The organism is Collinsella sp. AF39-11AT (assembly GCF_003474585.1).
Classification (GTDB): Bacteria; Actinomycetota; Coriobacteriia; order Coriobacteriales; family Coriobacteriaceae; genus Collinsella.
Genome location: NZ_QROG01000001.1, coordinates 223,765 through 240,049 on the forward strand (window position 1 = coordinate 223,765; position 16,285 = coordinate 240,049).

General features: G+C 60.0%; 16 protein-coding genes. 10 read left to right on the forward strand and 6 right to left on the reverse strand.

The window, feature by feature from the left end; genetic code table 11:
• The first annotated feature begins 317 nt into the window (after positions 1-317).
• The 5 genes from DW037_RS01050 to DW037_RS01070 all read left to right on the forward strand — a co-directional run bounded on the left by DW037_RS01050 (position 318) and on the right by DW037_RS01070 (position 4,640).
• Positions 318-1,313: a glutamate ABC transporter substrate-binding protein gene (locus tag DW037_RS01050; RefSeq protein ID WP_055251966.1), complete on the forward strand. Its 996-nt coding sequence runs from the start codon at positions 318-320 to the stop codon at positions 1,311-1,313.
• Positions 1,314-1,451: 138 nt separating this feature from the next.
• Entirely contained in the window at positions 1,452-2,111 is a 660-nt protein-coding gene (locus DW037_RS01055; RefSeq protein WP_022094657.1) for an amino acid ABC transporter permease, read from the forward strand.
• Positions 2,108-2,941: an amino acid ABC transporter permease gene (locus DW037_RS01060; RefSeq protein WP_117785903.1), complete on the forward strand. Its 834-nt coding sequence runs from the start codon at positions 2,108-2,110 to the stop codon at positions 2,939-2,941. The genes DW037_RS01055 and DW037_RS01060 overlap by 4 nt, the downstream gene beginning before the upstream one ends.
• Positions 2,942-2,977: 36 nt before the next feature.
• Positions 2,978-3,742: an amino acid ABC transporter ATP-binding protein gene (locus DW037_RS01065; RefSeq protein WP_118372645.1), complete on the forward strand. Its 765-nt coding sequence runs from the start codon at positions 2,978-2,980 to the stop codon at positions 3,740-3,742.
• A gap of 88 nt (positions 3,743-3,830) precedes the next feature.
• Complete coding sequence (locus DW037_RS01070) at positions 3,831-4,640, forward strand: gamma-glutamyl-gamma-aminobutyrate hydrolase family protein (RefSeq protein WP_118372646.1); 810 nt, start codon at positions 3,831-3,833, stop codon at positions 4,638-4,640.
• Between the two features lie 105 nt (positions 4,641-4,745).
• Here DW037_RS01070 and DW037_RS01075 read toward each other — a convergent pair whose 3' ends face one another.
• From DW037_RS01075 to DW037_RS01085, 3 genes are all read right to left on the reverse strand, one after another.
• Positions 4,746-5,102 (reverse strand): Hpt domain-containing protein, encoded by a 357-nt coding sequence (locus tag DW037_RS01075; protein WP_199578285.1) that lies wholly within the window; start codon positions 5,100-5,102, stop codon positions 4,746-4,748.
• 23 nt (positions 5,103-5,125) lie between these two features.
• Positions 5,126-7,006, reverse strand: a complete 1,881-nt coding sequence (locus DW037_RS01080) for a diguanylate cyclase (RefSeq protein WP_118372647.1) — start codon at positions 7,004-7,006, stop codon at positions 5,126-5,128.
• A gap of 211 nt (positions 7,007-7,217) precedes the next feature.
• The gene (locus DW037_RS01085) at positions 7,218-8,015 is read right to left on the reverse strand and encodes an alpha/beta fold hydrolase (RefSeq protein ID WP_117584147.1); all 798 of its coding nucleotides are present in this window, start codon (positions 8,013-8,015) and stop codon (positions 7,218-7,220) included.
• Between the two features lie 225 nt (positions 8,016-8,240).
• On the opposite strand from DW037_RS01085, the gene DW037_RS01090 reads away from it, so the two are divergent.
• The 3 genes from DW037_RS01090 to DW037_RS01100 all read left to right on the forward strand — a co-directional run bounded on the left by DW037_RS01090 (position 8,241) and on the right by DW037_RS01100 (position 11,134).
• Positions 8,241-9,017, forward strand: coding sequence for a radical SAM protein (locus DW037_RS01090; RefSeq protein ID WP_117584148.1), 777 nt, complete (start codon positions 8,241-8,243; stop codon positions 9,015-9,017).
• 160 nt (positions 9,018-9,177) lie between these two features.
• Positions 9,178-10,065, forward strand: a complete 888-nt coding sequence (gene map / locus DW037_RS01095) for a type I methionyl aminopeptidase (protein WP_117584149.1) — start codon at positions 9,178-9,180, stop codon at positions 10,063-10,065.
• A 133-nt stretch (positions 10,066-10,198) separates the two neighbouring features.
• On the forward strand, positions 10,199-11,134 hold the full coding sequence (locus DW037_RS01100; RefSeq protein WP_117584150.1) for a D-2-hydroxyacid dehydrogenase: 936 nt from the start codon (positions 10,199-10,201) through the stop codon (positions 11,132-11,134).
• A gap of 179 nt (positions 11,135-11,313) precedes the next feature.
• Here the strand turns inward: DW037_RS01100 and DW037_RS01105 are convergent, their stop codons facing one another.
• The 3 genes from DW037_RS01105 to DW037_RS01115 all read right to left on the reverse strand — a co-directional run bounded on the left by DW037_RS01105 (position 11,314) and on the right by DW037_RS01115 (position 13,779).
• Positions 11,314-11,805, reverse strand: a complete 492-nt coding sequence (locus tag DW037_RS01105) for a PIN domain-containing protein (RefSeq protein WP_117629925.1) — start codon at positions 11,803-11,805, stop codon at positions 11,314-11,316.
• Entirely contained in the window at positions 11,798-12,178 is a 381-nt protein-coding gene (locus DW037_RS01110; RefSeq protein ID WP_117584152.1) for a translation repressor RelB, read from the reverse strand. The genes DW037_RS01105 and DW037_RS01110 overlap by 8 nt, the downstream gene beginning before the upstream one ends.
• Before the next feature lie 215 nt (positions 12,179-12,393).
• Entirely contained in the window at positions 12,394-13,779 is a 1,386-nt protein-coding gene (locus DW037_RS01115) for a M18 family aminopeptidase (protein ID WP_233503855.1), read from the reverse strand.
• A gap of 161 nt (positions 13,780-13,940) precedes the next feature.
• Here DW037_RS01115 and DW037_RS01120 point away from each other — a divergent pair, with 161 nt between their 5' ends.
• Both DW037_RS01120 and DW037_RS01125 read left to right on the forward strand, forming a co-directional pair.
• Entirely contained in the window at positions 13,941-15,026 is a 1,086-nt protein-coding gene (locus DW037_RS01120; protein ID WP_117584153.1) for a carcinine hydrolase/isopenicillin-N N-acyltransferase family protein, read from the forward strand.
• Between the two features lie 140 nt (positions 15,027-15,166).
• Entirely contained in the window at positions 15,167-16,246 is a 1,080-nt protein-coding gene (locus tag DW037_RS01125) for a 6-phosphofructokinase (RefSeq protein WP_117584154.1), read from the forward strand.
• Positions 16,247-16,285: the final 39 nt, after the last annotated feature.

Sequence of the window (16,285 nt, forward strand, 5' to 3'; positions counted from 1 at the left end):
TCAATCTGTAACAGATAGAGACCTTTTGTCCGTCCAGATGTTACAGATTGAGACATTCGAATCCCATTAAGGAGATAATCTCAATCTGTAACAGCTAGAACCCATTTCCTCGTCTACCTGTTACAGATTGAGACAAAGCAGCGAGGCAGGCCACCACATCTGCAAGAACCACCACAAAGGTGCCTGTCCCTTTTTGGTAGGAAGAATTACCCATAAGGTAAGTATGTTTCTGAGTTATTTCGTGTTGACCCATCTGAGCGGGATAGGGTATAACTCTACTCAACCGCTAGGGATTTTATTGAGAAAGGTGTTCTACCATGAGCAAGAACCTCTCCCAGCAGGTCGTTCTCGACCGCCGCGGCTTTGTCGCCGCCACCTTCGCAACCGTCGCCGGCCTTGGTCTTGCCGGCTGCTCTGACACCAGCGCCGAGGCTGACAAGGGTTCCGCCGCTGGCTCCTCCAAGAGCTCCGAAGATACCGAGGCTTCCACCATACTCGATGCCAAGGCATTCGACAAACTCGTCGACAACGGCCCCAAGGCCGATGACGACGCCATCGCCGCCAGCACCTGGGCCACGGCCGTCAAAGACGCCGGTGTCTTTAAGATCGGTGGCGTTCAGACCTCCACACTTTTCTCCCTCCTCAACGAGAAAGACGGTCAGACCCGCGGCTTCGATGCCGGTATCGCACAGCTCCTGTCCAACTACATTCTGGGCGAGAACAAGGTCGAGATCACGCAGGTGACCTCGGACACGCGCGAGTCCGTCCTGCAGAACGGCCAGGTCGACGCCGTCTTTGCCACCTACACCATCACTGACGAGCGCAAGAAGCTCGTCTCCTTTGCCGGTCCCTATTACTACACGCAGCAGGCCATCCTGGTGCTCGCCGATAACGACGACATCAAGAGCGTCGACGACCTGGCCGACAAGAACGTCGCCGTCCAGTCCGGCTCCAACGGCCCCGCCATCCTGGAGGAGTTCGCTCCCAAGGCCAGCCAGCAGGAGTTCAAGACCGACGAGGAGGCCCGCCAGGCACTCCAGCAGGGTCGCGTTGACGCCTACGTCATCGACAACAACATGCAGCAGAGCGCCCTAGTCCGCGAGCCCGGTAAGTATAAGATCGCCGGCAAGCCCTTCGGCAGCAAGGAGCCCTATGGCATCGGCCTGCCGCTCGATTCCGACGGCGTCGCCTTCGTCAACGACTTCCTTAAGAAGATTGAGGACGACGGCACCTGGACCGAGCTGTGGCAGATCTGCATCGGTGACCGCACGGGTGACACCAATGTTCCCGAGCTGCCCGAGATCGGCGCCTAGGCAACGCGCCTAGTAACGGCCGCAACGAAACCATACGGAAACGCACGGTGCGCTTTATTGCGCTAAACTGTTTCTTCACTGAGTTGTCGGGGCTTCCGTACACACGGGAGCCCCTTTCCTTACCGGCGGGAGGTCCGCATGAGTCTCTCCGAGCTCTGGTCGCTCTATGGCCAGAACTATATCGACGCACTGCTAGCAACCTGGGGCATGACGCTTGAGTCGTTTGCCATCGCCATGGTGCTGGCCGTCGCCGTCACCGTGATGCGCGTGTCGCCGCTCAAGCCGCTGCGCGTCTTTGGCGACCTGTATGTTCAGGTCTTCCGTAACATCCCCGGCATCGCGCTACTCATCATCGTCGTCTATGCGCTGCCGCCGCTCAAAGTCGTCCTGCCCTACCGCACCTGCGTTATCGTCGCCACGGTCCTTTTGGGCTCGGCCTTTGGCTCCGAGAACTTTATGAGCGGCATCAACACCGTCGGCGTCGGCCAGGTGGAAGCCGCCCGCTCGCTCGGCATGAGCTTCAGCCGCATCCTCGCCAAGATCGTGATTCCGCAGGCGCTGCGCTCGAGCGTATTGCCCATGACGAACCTCTTTATCGCCGTCATGCTCACCACCGCGCTCGGCAGCCAGGTGCCGCTTAAACCGCAGGAGCTCACCGGCGTGGTGAGCTACATCAACACGCGCTCGCTCGGCGGCGTCGCCGCGTTCTTTATCTCGGCGCTCGGCTACCTGGGCACGGCCTTTGTGGTGAGCCACATTGGCAACTACATCGATAAGAAGGTGAGGATCCTCCGATGAGCAAGCACTCCTCCCCCGCGCTCACCATGCGCGATGCGCTCTACGAGGCTCCCGGCCCCAAGATGCGCGCCAAGATTCGCATCGGCACCGCCATCTCGCTTGTTGCCGTCGCCGTGCTCGTCGCCCTCGTGTTGCAGCGCTTTTATGTGACCGGCCAGCTTTCGGTCCACTATTGGTATTTCTTTACGCACCTCACCACCTGGAAGTTCCTGCTTGCCGGCTTTGAGGGCACCGTTAAAGTCGCACTCACCGCCGGCGCCATTGCGCTGGTGCTGGGCTTAGCCCTTATGCTCGGCCGCACGAGCGACATCAAACCGCTACAGCTGGTCTGCCGTGTGCTTACCGACTTCTTCCGCGGCGTGCCGAGCCTGTTGTTCATCTACTTCTTCTTTTTGGTGCTGCCCCAGTACAAGATTGCGCTGCCGTCGTTTTGGATGCTCACGCTTCCCGTCGCGCTCGCCGCAGCCGGTGTACTGGCCGAGATTTTCCGCGCGGGCGTCAATGCCGTGCCGCGCGGTCAGGTCGAGGCAGCCCAGGCGCTCGGTCTCTCCAAAGCTAAAATCACCTTTAAAATCGTGTTGCCGCAGGCTATTCGGTTTATCATTCCGTCCTTGATTTCGCAGCTTGTGGTCGTAGTCAAGGACACCACCGTCGCCTATGTGGTGAGCTACCCCGACCTCATGCAAAACGCCCGCGTGCTCATTACCAACTACGACGCCCTCGTGTCGGTCTACCTGGTTATCGCGGTCATCTACATCCTCATCAACGTCGCGATCAACAAGGCCGCTGTCTATGTTTCGCACAAGACCGGCGCGACCATCATCCGCTAACGCTTTACCATTTCGAGTCATAAGGAGCCGAGCACCATGGCACAGAGCACCTCTTCCACCGGCAATCAGCCGCTGATCGAGCTCAGACACGTCGATAAGCACTATGGCGATCTGCACGTCCTCAACGACATCAATCTCTCGGTCGACCGCGGCGAGGTCGTCGTTGTGATTGGACCCTCGGGCTCGGGCAAGTCGACCATGTGCCGCACCATCAACCGTCTAGAAACCATCGACTCGGGCGAGATCTTCATCGAGGGCGAGCCCCTGCCGCAGGAAGGCAAGGACCTTGCCCGTATGCGCGCCGAGCTGGGCATGGTGTTTCAGCAGTTCAACCTGTTCGCACATATGACGGTGCTGCAGAACGTCATGCTGGGACCGGTCGATGTGCTGGGTATCTCCAAGGACGAGGCCCGCGAGCGCGCCATGGACCTGCTGAGCCGCGTGGGCGTGGCCGAGCAGGCCGACAAGGTGCCCGCACAGCTTTCGGGCGGCCAGCAGCAGCGCGTGGCCATCGCCCGTTCACTCGCCATGCAGCCCAAGGCCATGCTCTTTGACGAGCCCACAAGCGCCCTCGATCCCGAAATGATCAACGAGGTACTCGAGGTCATGGTCCGTCTGGCCCAGCAGGGTATGACGATGATCGTCATTACGCACGAGATGAACTTTGCCCGCCGCGTGGCCGACCGCGTCGTGTTTATGGCCGACGGCCAGATCGTGGAAACCGGCACGCCCGACGAGTTCTTCGACCATCCCCAGACCAAGCGCGCCCAGGAGTTCCTCAACTCCATCAAGGGCCACTAACCCCATTGCCACGCGGGACAAATTCATCACCAGCGTTTGTCCCGCGTCACCCCTGTGCTATGTCCACCCGGATTCGAAAGCCACACCCATGATCGGAACTCGCACCTCATCGTCCTATACCCCGCACGTCGACGTTGCCCCCGCCGACCGTCCTCTCGTCCTCGTCGCGCCGCGTTGGGAAGAGGCAAAGCCGTTTTTAAGCGAGATGCTCTCCCCCAACGAGGAAATCGCAAGCGTCTTTGTCGATGCCATCCTTGCCGCCGGCGGCATGCCGCTGCAGATGTCTATTACCGAAGACATCGATGTTATCCGTCATTACGTGGAAATCGCCGACGGCATCGCCATTCCTGGCGGCCCGGACGTCAACCCCAAACGCTGGGGCGACGAGCGTCCTTACGACCCCACGCTGTGCTGCGAGATTCGCGACCGTTTTGAGTTTAAGCTGGTTAACGAGGTGCTTCGCGCCAAGAAGCCGCTCTTTACCACCTGCCGCGGCACGCAGCTGCTCAATGTCGCCACCGGCGGCACCCTGTGCATGGACGTGCCGAGCCTGGGCGCGCGCGAGGGCCGCACGCAGTGGCGCCATACCCACGTGCTCAACGACCCTGCGCATCCTGTCGAGGTCGTGCCGGGCTCGCTGCTGGAGCGCGCGGTTGGCGGGCACAGGTTGATCCAGACCAACTCCGCACATCACTGCTGCGTCGATCGTCTGGGTAAAAGCACGCGCTTGGTCGCCAAGGCAACCGACGGCGTGCCCGAGTGCATCGAAGTCGAGGGCCAGCCGTTCTGCCTGGGCGTGCAATGGCATCCCGAGTACACGTGGAAGATGCTCGAGACCGACTTTAACCTGTGGAAGTCGTTTGTCGAGGCAGCGGCCAAGGTAAAGCAGGCCCGCTAGCTCACGAACCGCACAACAGATAAGGGCGCCCCGCCGGCCACATGGTCCGGCGGGGCGCCCTATTACCTATATGCTGCCGGCACACAGTCCAAAGCTCGCAAGCTCTTATTCAGCCACCTCGCGCAGGGCCGACATCGTAGCCGCATATTGCTGCTGCAGTGCATGCATTCCCTCGCGAGCGCCGTCAACGGCATCGGCGCCGCGCAGCGCTTCGGTCACCACGACCGCCGGCTCGTACAGATTATCGAATCCCAGGTTCTGGCTCACGCCCTTGAGCGTGTGCGCTGCCATAAACGCACCTTCGGCGTCTCCCGCCGCCATGGCGGCCTCCAGCTTGTCCATGCTCTCGTCATCCAAAAACTTGAGGGCAAAGCGGGCAAGCATTTCCTCGCCCATCAGCCGAGCGCACGCGTCATCATAATTTGCGCCGATCTTCTCATACGCCTCACGCATGGAAATCATGGGTTAAAACTCCTTTGGTCAAACTAAATCGTGGGAAACGCAACGACGTCAGCAGGGCGTGCCAACGTCTCGGCAATTTGGTCTTGCACCTCGAGCAGGCAATCGAGCAGCAGCGGGTTAAAGGTGCCGCACTTACCGTCCAGGATCATCTGGATCGCCTCCTCGTGCGGGATAGCGTCCTTGTACACGCGCACGCTCGTCAGTGCATCGTACACGTCAGCCACCGAAACCACCTGCGCGGCGATGGGAATTTCGTCGCCCTTAAGGCCATCGGGGTAACCCTTGCCGTCCCAGCGCTCGTGATGCCAACGCGCAATCTGGTACGCATATTCCATAAGCGCATTGCCGGCGTGATGGCTACCCAGCTCAAGCAGCATGTCGGCGCCGATTGTGGTATGCGTCTTCATGATCTCAAACTCCTCGGGCGTAAGGCGTCCGGGCTTGTTGAGGATCGCATCGTCAATCGACATCTTGCCGATATCGTGCAACGCCGAAGCAAGGGCAATCGTAGAGCGTTCCTCATTGTCGAGGGAGACCGTGCCGCTACGCTGGACCAGACAGCCAAGCAGCAGCTCGGTCAGCTTCTCGATGTTCGTAACGTGTCTGCCGCTCTCGCCGTTGCGAAGCTCCATGACGCCGGCCATGATGTCGATGAGCATGCGACTGTTCTTGACGCGCTCGTTGTACTGCTGGGACAGCAGGTTCGTCAGGCGGCGCTGTTTGGCGTATAGGCGGATGGTGTTGCTTACACGGCGGCGCACGACACGGGAGTCAAACGGGCGGTTGATATAGTCCGAGGCGCCCAGCTCGTACGCGCGCAGAACCATATCATCGGAATCTTCGCTCGAGATCATGATGACAGGCAGATTGTCGATACCCGATCGGCGCGACAGATCGGCCAGTACCTCAAAGCCACTTATGCCCGGCATGATAATGTCCAGCAGCACGAGCGACAACTCATCGCCATAGCGGTCGACCATGTCGAGCGCCGCACGACCGTTATCGGCCTCGAGGATACAATACTCGTCCTTGAGCATCTCGTTGAGAATGACTCGGTTCATCTCGGAGTCATCGACAATAAGCACCAAAGGCTTTTCGCTTTGGAAGGCCTCGATGGAATCGGCATCGGTCACGACCGTACCGGCTTTTGCCTTAGCGCGGCTCAGTAACTGGGCAGCGCGGCCAACGCCCTCATCGACCGTCTCGCCATGAATGCGAACGCCACCAACACATGCCGTCAAGCTCACGTACTCATGGCCCGGAATAATCGTGGAACGAACGGCATCGGACACCTGATGCAGGCGACGGGTGAAGTCATCGGAGGGAATATTGGGCATGACAACCACAAACTTGTCGCAGCCATAGCGCACAAGCTCGTCAGTCGAACGGATTCCGCTGCGCATGGCTGTCGCCACAGCACCGAGCGCAAGGTCGCCGGCATGACGGCCACACGTATCGTTGAAGACCCTAAAATCATCAAGGTCGATCACCGCAACGCCGGCATTCACGCGGGTGCTACGGAGCTTTTCCTCGTAATATCGGCGATTGCGCACATTCGTCAGCACGTCGGTGTAGACAAGGTCCTCTTCTGCGGCCTCTTGCTCATCGATCGGACGCACCATCAGCAAGACGTGAGGCTCGCCCTCGACCTTCAAAGGGCGTAGACGGGCGCGGTACTCAGTGCCATCATTGAGCAGTTGCTCCGACACCTCATCGGAGTCTGCCAAAGCCTCAAGACTTGACTGACGCAGACAAGGACACCGATCACCGGCGAGCAGGCAGTTAGGCTCACTCTTAATCTGATCGGCCGACAGCAAACGCACCACGGGGTAGGTCTTCGCGACACGGGCGACCTCGGCGGCAGCCTCCTCGTCGGTTAGATTGACCTCGTGATTATTGAGCATATGGGGCCCTTTCGATAGTTTCGCATGGTAGCGGTGGGTTCCAAATGTTACAAGGGTAACACCTTGCCGATGCAGGTAAGCACGTGAATGCTGTTACATTTTTATGAGTTGGCAGGCGGCGCGATTGAAGCCGCAGACGTGAGGTTTTGAGCACATTTGTTAACACGGCCGAAACGTTTGCGAGTGAAGACTGTTTTGATTTTTACGGCTGCTAGAGCTCCAGGATGCTACGGACAGTCTGGGCAGCCGCTGCCGGGCGATCGCGCAGGCCGTTGTGCGCGCCCGGGATTGTCACGAGGGGGCAATCGAGATATTCGGCAGCCGCTCGCGTACCAGCCTCGCGGGATGTGCCAATCGAGAGCTCGCCCAGGAGCACGGCGGCCACCGTTTTTGACGCGCGAACGCTATCCCAATCGGGAACGCAGGTCATAGCAATCCCGTATTCGTTTGCCATGAAACTGCGGCCGTTGCGCAGGGCATGTTTGGCTTCCGCTTCGGTCGTTCCAGGAGCCTCGGGGTCCAAGTCGCCGAGGGCTCCCAAGAAAAGCCGGAGCGCCCTTGAAACCTTTCCCGCCGCAATCATATCGAGCAAAACCGGAGCTGCGCCCATACCGACGCCTTTGTCCGACACAGCCGGCTCATGCAGAATCGCACGGGCAACGAGATGGGGTTCGGTGCGAAGAAGCTCCAGCGCCACCAACGTACCGGCGCTATGCGCAAGCACATTTGCCGGAGCGCCAACGTGTTCGATCACGGCTTGCAGGTCGGCGGCCTGAGCGGCAAGATCATAGCTGCCGTCTGCCGCATCGCTGCTGCCACCGCAGCCGCGGCGGTCGTAGGCAATTACGCGGTAGTTGCGGCTGAGCTCACAAGCGATACCGTCAAAAAATGTGCCGTCGACACAAGCGCCGTGCACGCACACCAAGGCAGGAGCATCAGGCGACACATCCGGGCCGACATATTCGCGACAGGCGATCGTGGTGCCCGCATTCTCGACCGTAAAATCCATGTTGTGCCCCCGTCATCAATGCTCATCCAGTTGCACGTCAGTGCGGTTGGATAGACCCGCATTGCCTTACACCTTGTTAACAGATTAACTTTACCCGACCCGAGGCTTTTCATGGCACGGCATCATGAGCGACGTGAAAAAACGAAACTTGTAAAGCAAGAGCCCACACCTTGCTTTGGAGCCGATGCTATGCTTAGGCACAATTGTCTTGAGGAGCATATGCCTATGTCTACGTTTTTGAATGCCAGCCCCATCTTTGGGCCCGTTCGCAGCCGTCGCCTTGGTCTCTCGCTCGGCGTCAACATGATGCCGGCCAGCGGCAAAATCTGCACGTTCGACTGCATCTACTGCGAGAACGGCCTCAACGCCGAGCGCCCCTGCCATGAGCCGTATAACACGGCTGCCGTGGTACTCGAAGCGCTCGAGGCAAAGCTGCGCGAGATGGCAGCCGAGGGCGAGCTCCCCGATGTAATCACCTTCGCAGGCAACGGCGAGCCCACCGCCGCACCGGAGTTTCCACGGGCCATCGCCGGCGCCGTCGCACTGCGCGACGAGCTTGCCCCAAACTCCAAGATCGCCGTGCTCTCCAACGGCACACGCGCCGACCGCCCCGAGGTGCACGACGCGCTCATGATGGTCGACGACAACATTCTTAAGCTCGATACCGTCGACCCGGCGTTTATCCAGCTGCTCGACCAGCCTGTTGGCCCCTACAACGTCGAACACCAGATCGAGACGTTCGCAAGCTTTGACGGTCACGTTATTATCCAGACGATCTTTTTGACCGGCGAGTATCAGGGCAAGCTCATCGACAATACCGGCGAGGAGTATGTTGCCCCCTGGCTCGCGGCGCTTGAGCGCATTCGTCCGCAGGAGGCGACCATCTACACGGTCGCGCGCGAGACACCAGTCGCCGGCCTTGCCAAAGCAGCGCCCGAGGTGCTCGACGCCATTGCCGCGCGCGTGCGCGCCCTCGGTATTCCCTGCCAGGTGAGCTACTAGCAAAACCACGCAGCAGCTAGTGCCCGCCATCCCGCCCCATCAGTTGCGGTGATATAGTTCCTATTTGTGCTGTTAAACCGCTTAAATCGGAACTATATCACCGCAACTTTTATGGCCGCGTGGGTGGGCTATACTAGCTGCGAATGAAAGGAAGTTAGCCATGTATGACAAAGGACCCGTGCCCGGCCGCAACGACGCTTGCTGGTGCGGCAGCGGCAAGAAATACAAGAAATGCCATAGCGCCTTTGATGAGCGCCTCGAGCGCTTGTGGGAAGAAGGCTGGGAGGTTCTGCCTCGCACGCTCTACAAGACTCCCGCCGATATCGAGGGCATCAAGCGCTCGGCAGCCATCAACGTGGGCGTGCTCGATTATGTGGGCGAGCATATCGCCGCAGGCATGACCACCAACCAGATCGACCAGATGATCTACGACTACACCGTCGAGCACGGTGGCACGCCGGCCGACCTCAACTACGAGGGCTACCCCAAGAGCGTGTGCACCTCGATCAATGATGTGGTCTGCCACGGCATTCCCTGCGATACGGACGTGCTGCACGAGGGCGACATCATCAACGTAGACTGCTCCACGATCTTGGACGGTTACTTTAGTGATTCGAGCCGCATGTTCTGCATCGGCGAGGTCTCGGCCGAGCGCCAGCGCCTGGTCGACGTCACCCGTGCCAGCGTGGAGGCGGGTCTGGCAGCCGTCAAGCCATGGCTACCGCTCTCCGTTATGGCCGAGGCAGTACAAAAGACCGTCGAGGACGCCGGCTTTAGCGTGGTGCGCGAGTACGGCGGACACGGCATCGGTAAGGAGTTCCACGAGGACCCGTTTGTGGGCTTTACCACCGAGGCGCCCGATGTGGACACCATCATGGTGCCGGGCATGGTCTTTACCATCGAGCCCATGGTCAACGCCGGAGCGCCCGACATCAAGATCAGCAAGGGCGACGGCTGGTGCGTGCGCACCAAGGACGGCAGCGATTCGGCCCAGTGCGAGGTACAGCTCGTGGTGACCGAGGACGGCTACGAGCTGCTGAGCTGGTAGCCGTGGATGCGCCGGGCTTCACGATGGATATGTTAACCATCGCGAAGCCCGGCGTTTTTATAGCGTTTTGCCTGATAAAACCCGCCAAAATAAACCTGTCCCTTTTTGGCGGGTCAAGCGGAAAGGACTACTTGTGAACATCTTGGTTTTGCTGCCCGTCAACGACCACCATCGCGCAATTCTTGAGTCGAGCGCTCCGGGCGAGGACTTTATCTACACGAGCGCCGACGCTATCACGCGCGAACAAGTCGCCAACGCCGACGTGATCTTGGGCAACATCGACTCTGACATGCTCACGGCATGCGAGCATCTCCAGCTGCTGCAATTGCAGACCGCCGGCTATGACGACTACCTTGCCGCCGGCACCGTGCCAGCCGACGCCAAACTGTCTTGCTCGGTGGGCGCCTACGGCCAGGCCGTGAGCGAGCACATGTTTGCCATGGTCCTTTCCATGATGAAGCGCCTGCCCGGCTATCACGACTTGCAGCGCGAACATCGCTGGGAGGATTTGGGGCCAGTTACCTCGCTCAAAAACGCCAACGTGCTGGTGCTGGGCGCGGGCGATATCGGCGGTCACTTTGCCACGCTCTGCCGCGGCATGGGCGCGCACGTCCGCGGCATCAAGCGCCATCCACTCGTCTACCCCATTGTGTTTGAGGACATGGACGGCATGGACGCCCTACCTGAGCGCCTGGCAGAGGCCGACATCGTCGCATCCTTTATGCCGAGCACGCCCGAGACCCGCGGTCTGGCGAACGCCGAGTTCTTTGCCGCGATGAAACCAGGTGCCTTCTTTGCCAACGGCGGCCGCGGCGACCTTGTGGTCACCGATGACTTGGTTGCCGTTCTGGAGTCGGGACATCTCGCCGGCGCCGCGGTCGACGTCACCGACCCCGAACCGCTGCCCGCGACAAGCCCCCTGTGGGATGCGCCCAACATGCTCATCACGCCGCACGTCTCCGGCTGGTTCCACCTGGCAGCCACGCTCAACAACGTCGTCGACATCGCCGCGGAGAATCTGCGTCACCTGCAGGCCGGCGAGACCCTGCGCTGCTGGATCGAACACTAATTGTTCCGGCGTTTTGCCAAACGCCGGAACCCCTCGACGCTGCGAGCCCGCCAGAGCGGCAATCTGACGTTCAATCGTCGGGCATGGCCAAAAGGCCTATGCCCTCCTCTTTCACGTCACCTTGCTCACTCTGGCGGGCTCTCGCTGACGTTTGCTCAACCTGCAGGGTCTTCAAATTGCTAGAGCGTTGCTAAGTAATTCTTTGCGTCTTCTACGCTCATTGCTGCAACGGGTGCGTGTGAACAGAGTTTGACATCGTTGGTGACCAGTAGATCTGCTTGAGCGCGTATCGCTGCCGCAATGATTAAATCGTCTTCGTAATCGCTATGGAGCTCACGCTGTCTGCTCGCCATCCAGATGTCGCTCAGGTCACAGGGCACTGGCGTGGCAAGCTGCGACAGCACGCTAAGACAATCCCATGCAAGCGAAGTCGCTACCGTAGCGGCATACTGGGAAAGCGAACCGTGCTCTCGCCGATACCATGCCTTATGTTCGCTTGAAATCAAATAAAACAGGTCTTTGGACGATGTCGCCGCATACAGCAAATCAACCTGCGCCGTGCATGCATCGCGTAAAAACTCAATCGCCACCGAACGACCACGTCGTGAGGGAATGAAGTAATCGAGCCACACGTTGGTGTCAACCAAGATGCGCTTTGGAGTCTCACTCATAGAGCCAGCTCATCTCCTCGCCATAGCGATCCGCATAGGCATTCCGTTTGAGCTCTTCGTCGTCCGATGGCTGAGCCTTGACCATATCGATTCCCGACTCACAGCAAGCGGCAGCGAACAGCTTCGACCCCTGATCCATAAGCTCGAGCTTACGTTTGGCGGCCTTTTCGCGCTCGCGCTGTTCCGCCCGGGCACGACTGGGCAGCAGGATATCCTCGAGCGCACCGGGGCGATCGGCCAGCGATGCTGCAAGCTGCCAGAGCGCTCGCACCGCTTGGCTCGGCGTCATACCGGCCTTGGAGAGAGCGGCGTCCCCACTCCTTTTAAGATCGGCATCGAGACGTACGTTGATCTGAGCGGCTGTTGTGGTCATGACCCCTCCTTAATACTTCAAAATATCATAAAGCTCTATGGTAGATACGTAAAGCATGTATAGCATTTATAAGCATTAGCCGTACTCTGTACACAAAAAGCCGCCGAGGCGCACTGCACCTCGGCGGCCACGTATCGCAGATCTAGTTCGGTTTCACCCTTTGCATTCGCCCAGATAAAACCTGCCAAAATAAACCTGTCCCTTTTTGGCAGGTTTTAGAGCTCCACTCTTTCGGCGCCGTTGATGGTCAGGTCACGCTCGTAGAAGGCGGTGAGGGCGCGGATGGCGTACATTACGTCGCGCACGCCGCCGGTCTCGTAGCTCGAGTGCATGGCAAGCTGCGGCAGGCCCACGTCCACGGCATGCATGCTCGCCTGCATATTGGACAGATTGCCCAGGGTAGAACCGCCGGCCATATCGCTCTTGTTGGCAAAGGCCTGCGTGGGCACGTCGGCGTCATCGCAAATGGCCTGGAACACCGCGCGGCTAAAGGCGTCGGTGCAGTAGTGCTGGTTGGCGGCCTCCTTGATGACGATGCCGCCGTTAAGCACAACCTGGTTGCGGGCGTCGCACTTCTCGGCGTGGTTGGGGTGCACGGCATGCGCGTTGTCGCAGCTCACGAGCATCGAAGCGGCAAGTGCGCGGTGGTACGACTCGTCATCGAAGCCCAGCGACCCGTTGATGCGGCGCAGCGCGTCGGCCAAGAACGTCGACATGGCGCCCTGCTTGGTCTCGGAGCCAACCTCCTCGTTATCAAAGCAGCAAAAGACCGAAACGTCGTGCGCATTCTCGGCACCCAAAAATGCCTGCAGCGAGGTGTAGGCGCAGGCCAGGTCGTCGAGCTTGGGCGTCGAGATAAACTCGTCGGCCCAGCCCCAAATGCGTGCATCCTGACGATTGACCAGGAACAGGTCGCGACCCAAAATTTGCTCGGGCTCAACGTCCAGTTCGTCGGCGATCAGGGCGTCAAAATCTCCCTGCTTAAGGTCGCCGGCGCTGATGAGCGGGCACAGGTCGACAGCTCGGTTGGGCGCAAAGCCCTCGTTAACGCCACGATTCATATGGATGGCAAGGCTCGGGATAATGGCAACTTCGCGCTCGGTAGCGAGCAAGCGGCTCTCGATACGGTCGCCCTCGCGCACCAGCACGCGGCCCGCAAGTGCCAGCGGGCGATCGAACCAGGTGTAGTCGATCATGCCGCCGTAGGCCTCGGTGTTCAGGCGCAGCGTCTCGCCCGCGCCGTCGAGCTCGGGCACGGCCTTAACCTTAAACGTCGGCGAATCGCTGTGTGACGCCGTGAGTTGAAAATGATAGTCGCCGGCAACGCCGTCCTCGCCCCACGTAGCGGCCAGGTCTTCGCCCACCTTAAAGGCAACGACGCTCGAGGTGTTGCGCTGCGTGTAATAACGCCCGCCCGGCTCGATGTCCCACGCTGCGTTCTCGGGCAGGTAGGTAAAGCCCGCCTCGTCGAGTTCGGCCATAATGGTCGCTGCCGTATGGAACATGCTGGGGCATGCCTCGATAAAGTCGATAAGGTCGTTGGAGGCCTCGATATCGTCGGCCGTCACGTGCACGCGCTCGATCGTTTCCTGATCCGTCATGCTCTCCCCTTTCGCTGGGTTGATGGTCCCCTCCAGCATACCCCGCCACGCCAGCGCCGCACTCTTCATTCCGTGCTTAATTCCGCGCCGCTCACCAAGTTGAGCCATCATGTCCGCGCTCCTTTTGCGACAATTGCGCTAACAGGACGAGAGGAGCCGTCATGAAGCCACGTAACATTGCCATCGCCTGCGGTGTCGCGGGTGTCGCCGTCGGCCTTGCCGCTGCCACCGGTATCGTTTATCACAAGCAAATCAAGTCCGCCGCGTCGCTCAAACGCTTGACCGGCTACGCGGATGGCTATGACCTGTACGCAATCGACATCGCCTACGACTACGATCTTGATCGCATCATCGCCGCCGGCGTACGCGACGACCAGGCCTACATCGATGCCGTGGTGGCGCAGGTGCTGCCCGGTGTGCCGGCACATGTCCAGGCGCCCCAGTTTGCCTGCAGCGCTTTTGTCGCCGTAGATGCCGAAGGCCGCGTGCGTACCGGTCGCAATTACGACTTTAAGGACGACACCTCGGCGCTGCTGGTGCGCAATCACCCACGCGGCGGCTATGCCTCCATCGGGTTTGCCGCCCTTAACAACCTGGGCGATAACACTCCGCTTGACTCTGTCGCCGGACGCGCCGCCGCACTCATGGGCCCGTTTGCCCAGCTCGACGGCGTCAACGAATGTGGCGTGTCCATTGCCGTGCTCACCCTGGATTCCAAACCCTGTGACCAGGACACGCAGCGCCCCGTCATCAATACCTCGCTCGCCATCCGTCTGGTGCTCGACCGTGCCGCCACCACGCAAGAAGCTGTCGACCTGCTTTCCGCCTACGACATGCACGCCATGGCAGGACGCGATTACCACTTCTTTATAAACGACGCCGCCGGTGACGCGCGCGTAGTAGAGTGGGATCCGCGCGATCCGGACCGCGCTTTCAAAGCGACTCCTGTAACCCAGGTTACGAACTTCTACGCCTGCTATGGCGACGAAGTGCTGCCTAACCAAAAGAATGGCGAGCTAGGCCATGGTAAAGAGCGCGCCGCCGCAATCGCCGATGTCCTCGACGCCCATACCGGCGCCCAAGACGAGGCAGTCGCTTGGAAGGCCCTACGCGCTGCAGCGCAAGAGCCCAATCCGGAAGACATCACCAGCAACACGCAGTGGTCGGTCGTCTTTGACAACACCGAGCCTGCTGCCGCCATCACGCTGCGCCGCCACTGGGGCGACATCGACGCATTCGCACTGTAAGGAGCCAGGCCCGTCGACTTTACGCTCGCCTGGCGTTGTTTACATTTCTATACGCTTGAGCTAACACGTTTTACCCCCGTATCAACAGTGTGCGGGGGTAAACTTATGCGCATGTTATAACTTGCCCGGAAGGATTCATCATGCTTAGGATCGGTCTTCTTACCAGTGGCGGCGACTGTCAAGCGCTCAACGCCACCATGCGCGGCATTGTCAAAACGCTTATGACCAATAGCGAAGAGCCTATTGAGATCTATGGTTTTGAGGACGGCTACCAGGGCCTTATCTACAGCAGGTTCCGCGTCATGACGCCCGCCGATTTTAGCGGCATCCTCACCCGCGGCGGCACCATCCTGGGCACGAGCCGCACGCCGTTCAAGCGCCTGGACATTCCCGAGGCCGACGGCGTCGAGAAGGTGCCCGCAATGGTCCACACCTATCATAAGCTGCAGCTCGACTGCCTGTTTATGCTGGGCGGTAACGGCTCCACCAAGACCGCCAACCGCCTGCGCGAAGAGGGCCTCAACGTTATCGCCCTGCCCAAGACCATCGATAACGACACCTGGGGCACCGAGCTGACGTTTGGCTTTACGAGCGCCATCGACGTCGCCACCAAGTGCATCGACGACATCCACACCACTGCCTCGAGTCACGGCCGCGTGTTTGTCATCGAGATCATGGGCCACAAGGTCGGTTGGATTCCGCTGTATGCCGGCGTCGCGGGCGGCGCGGACGTCATCCTGATTCCCGAGATCCCCTACGACATGGATAACGTCATCAAGACCATCGAGCATCGCATGGAGACCGGCAGCCGCTTTACCATCGTAGCCGTCGCCGAGGGCGCCATCTCCAAGGAGGACGCGGCACTGTCCAAGAAGGAGTACAAGAAGAAGCTCGCCGAGCGCACGAGCCCGTCAATCGTGTACGACATCGCCAAGGAGATCGAGGCCAAGACCGGTCGCGAGACCCGCGTCGCCATCCCCGGTCACACGCAGCGCGGCGGCCAGCCCGACGCCCAGGACCGCATCTTTGCGACCCAGTGCGGCGTCGAGGCAGCGCTTGGCTGCCTACGCGGCGAGTTTGGCTACATGATTGCCCTGCGTGACGGCAAGATGTGCCACATGCCGCTCGAGGAGGTCGCCGGCAAGCTCAAGTTTGTCGACCCCCAGAGCGATCTGGTACGCGAGGCCAAGGCGTTGGGCATCAGCTTCGGCGACGAATAGCCTCGGCTGGAATCCACCCCATCGGGCCCTCCGACCCCG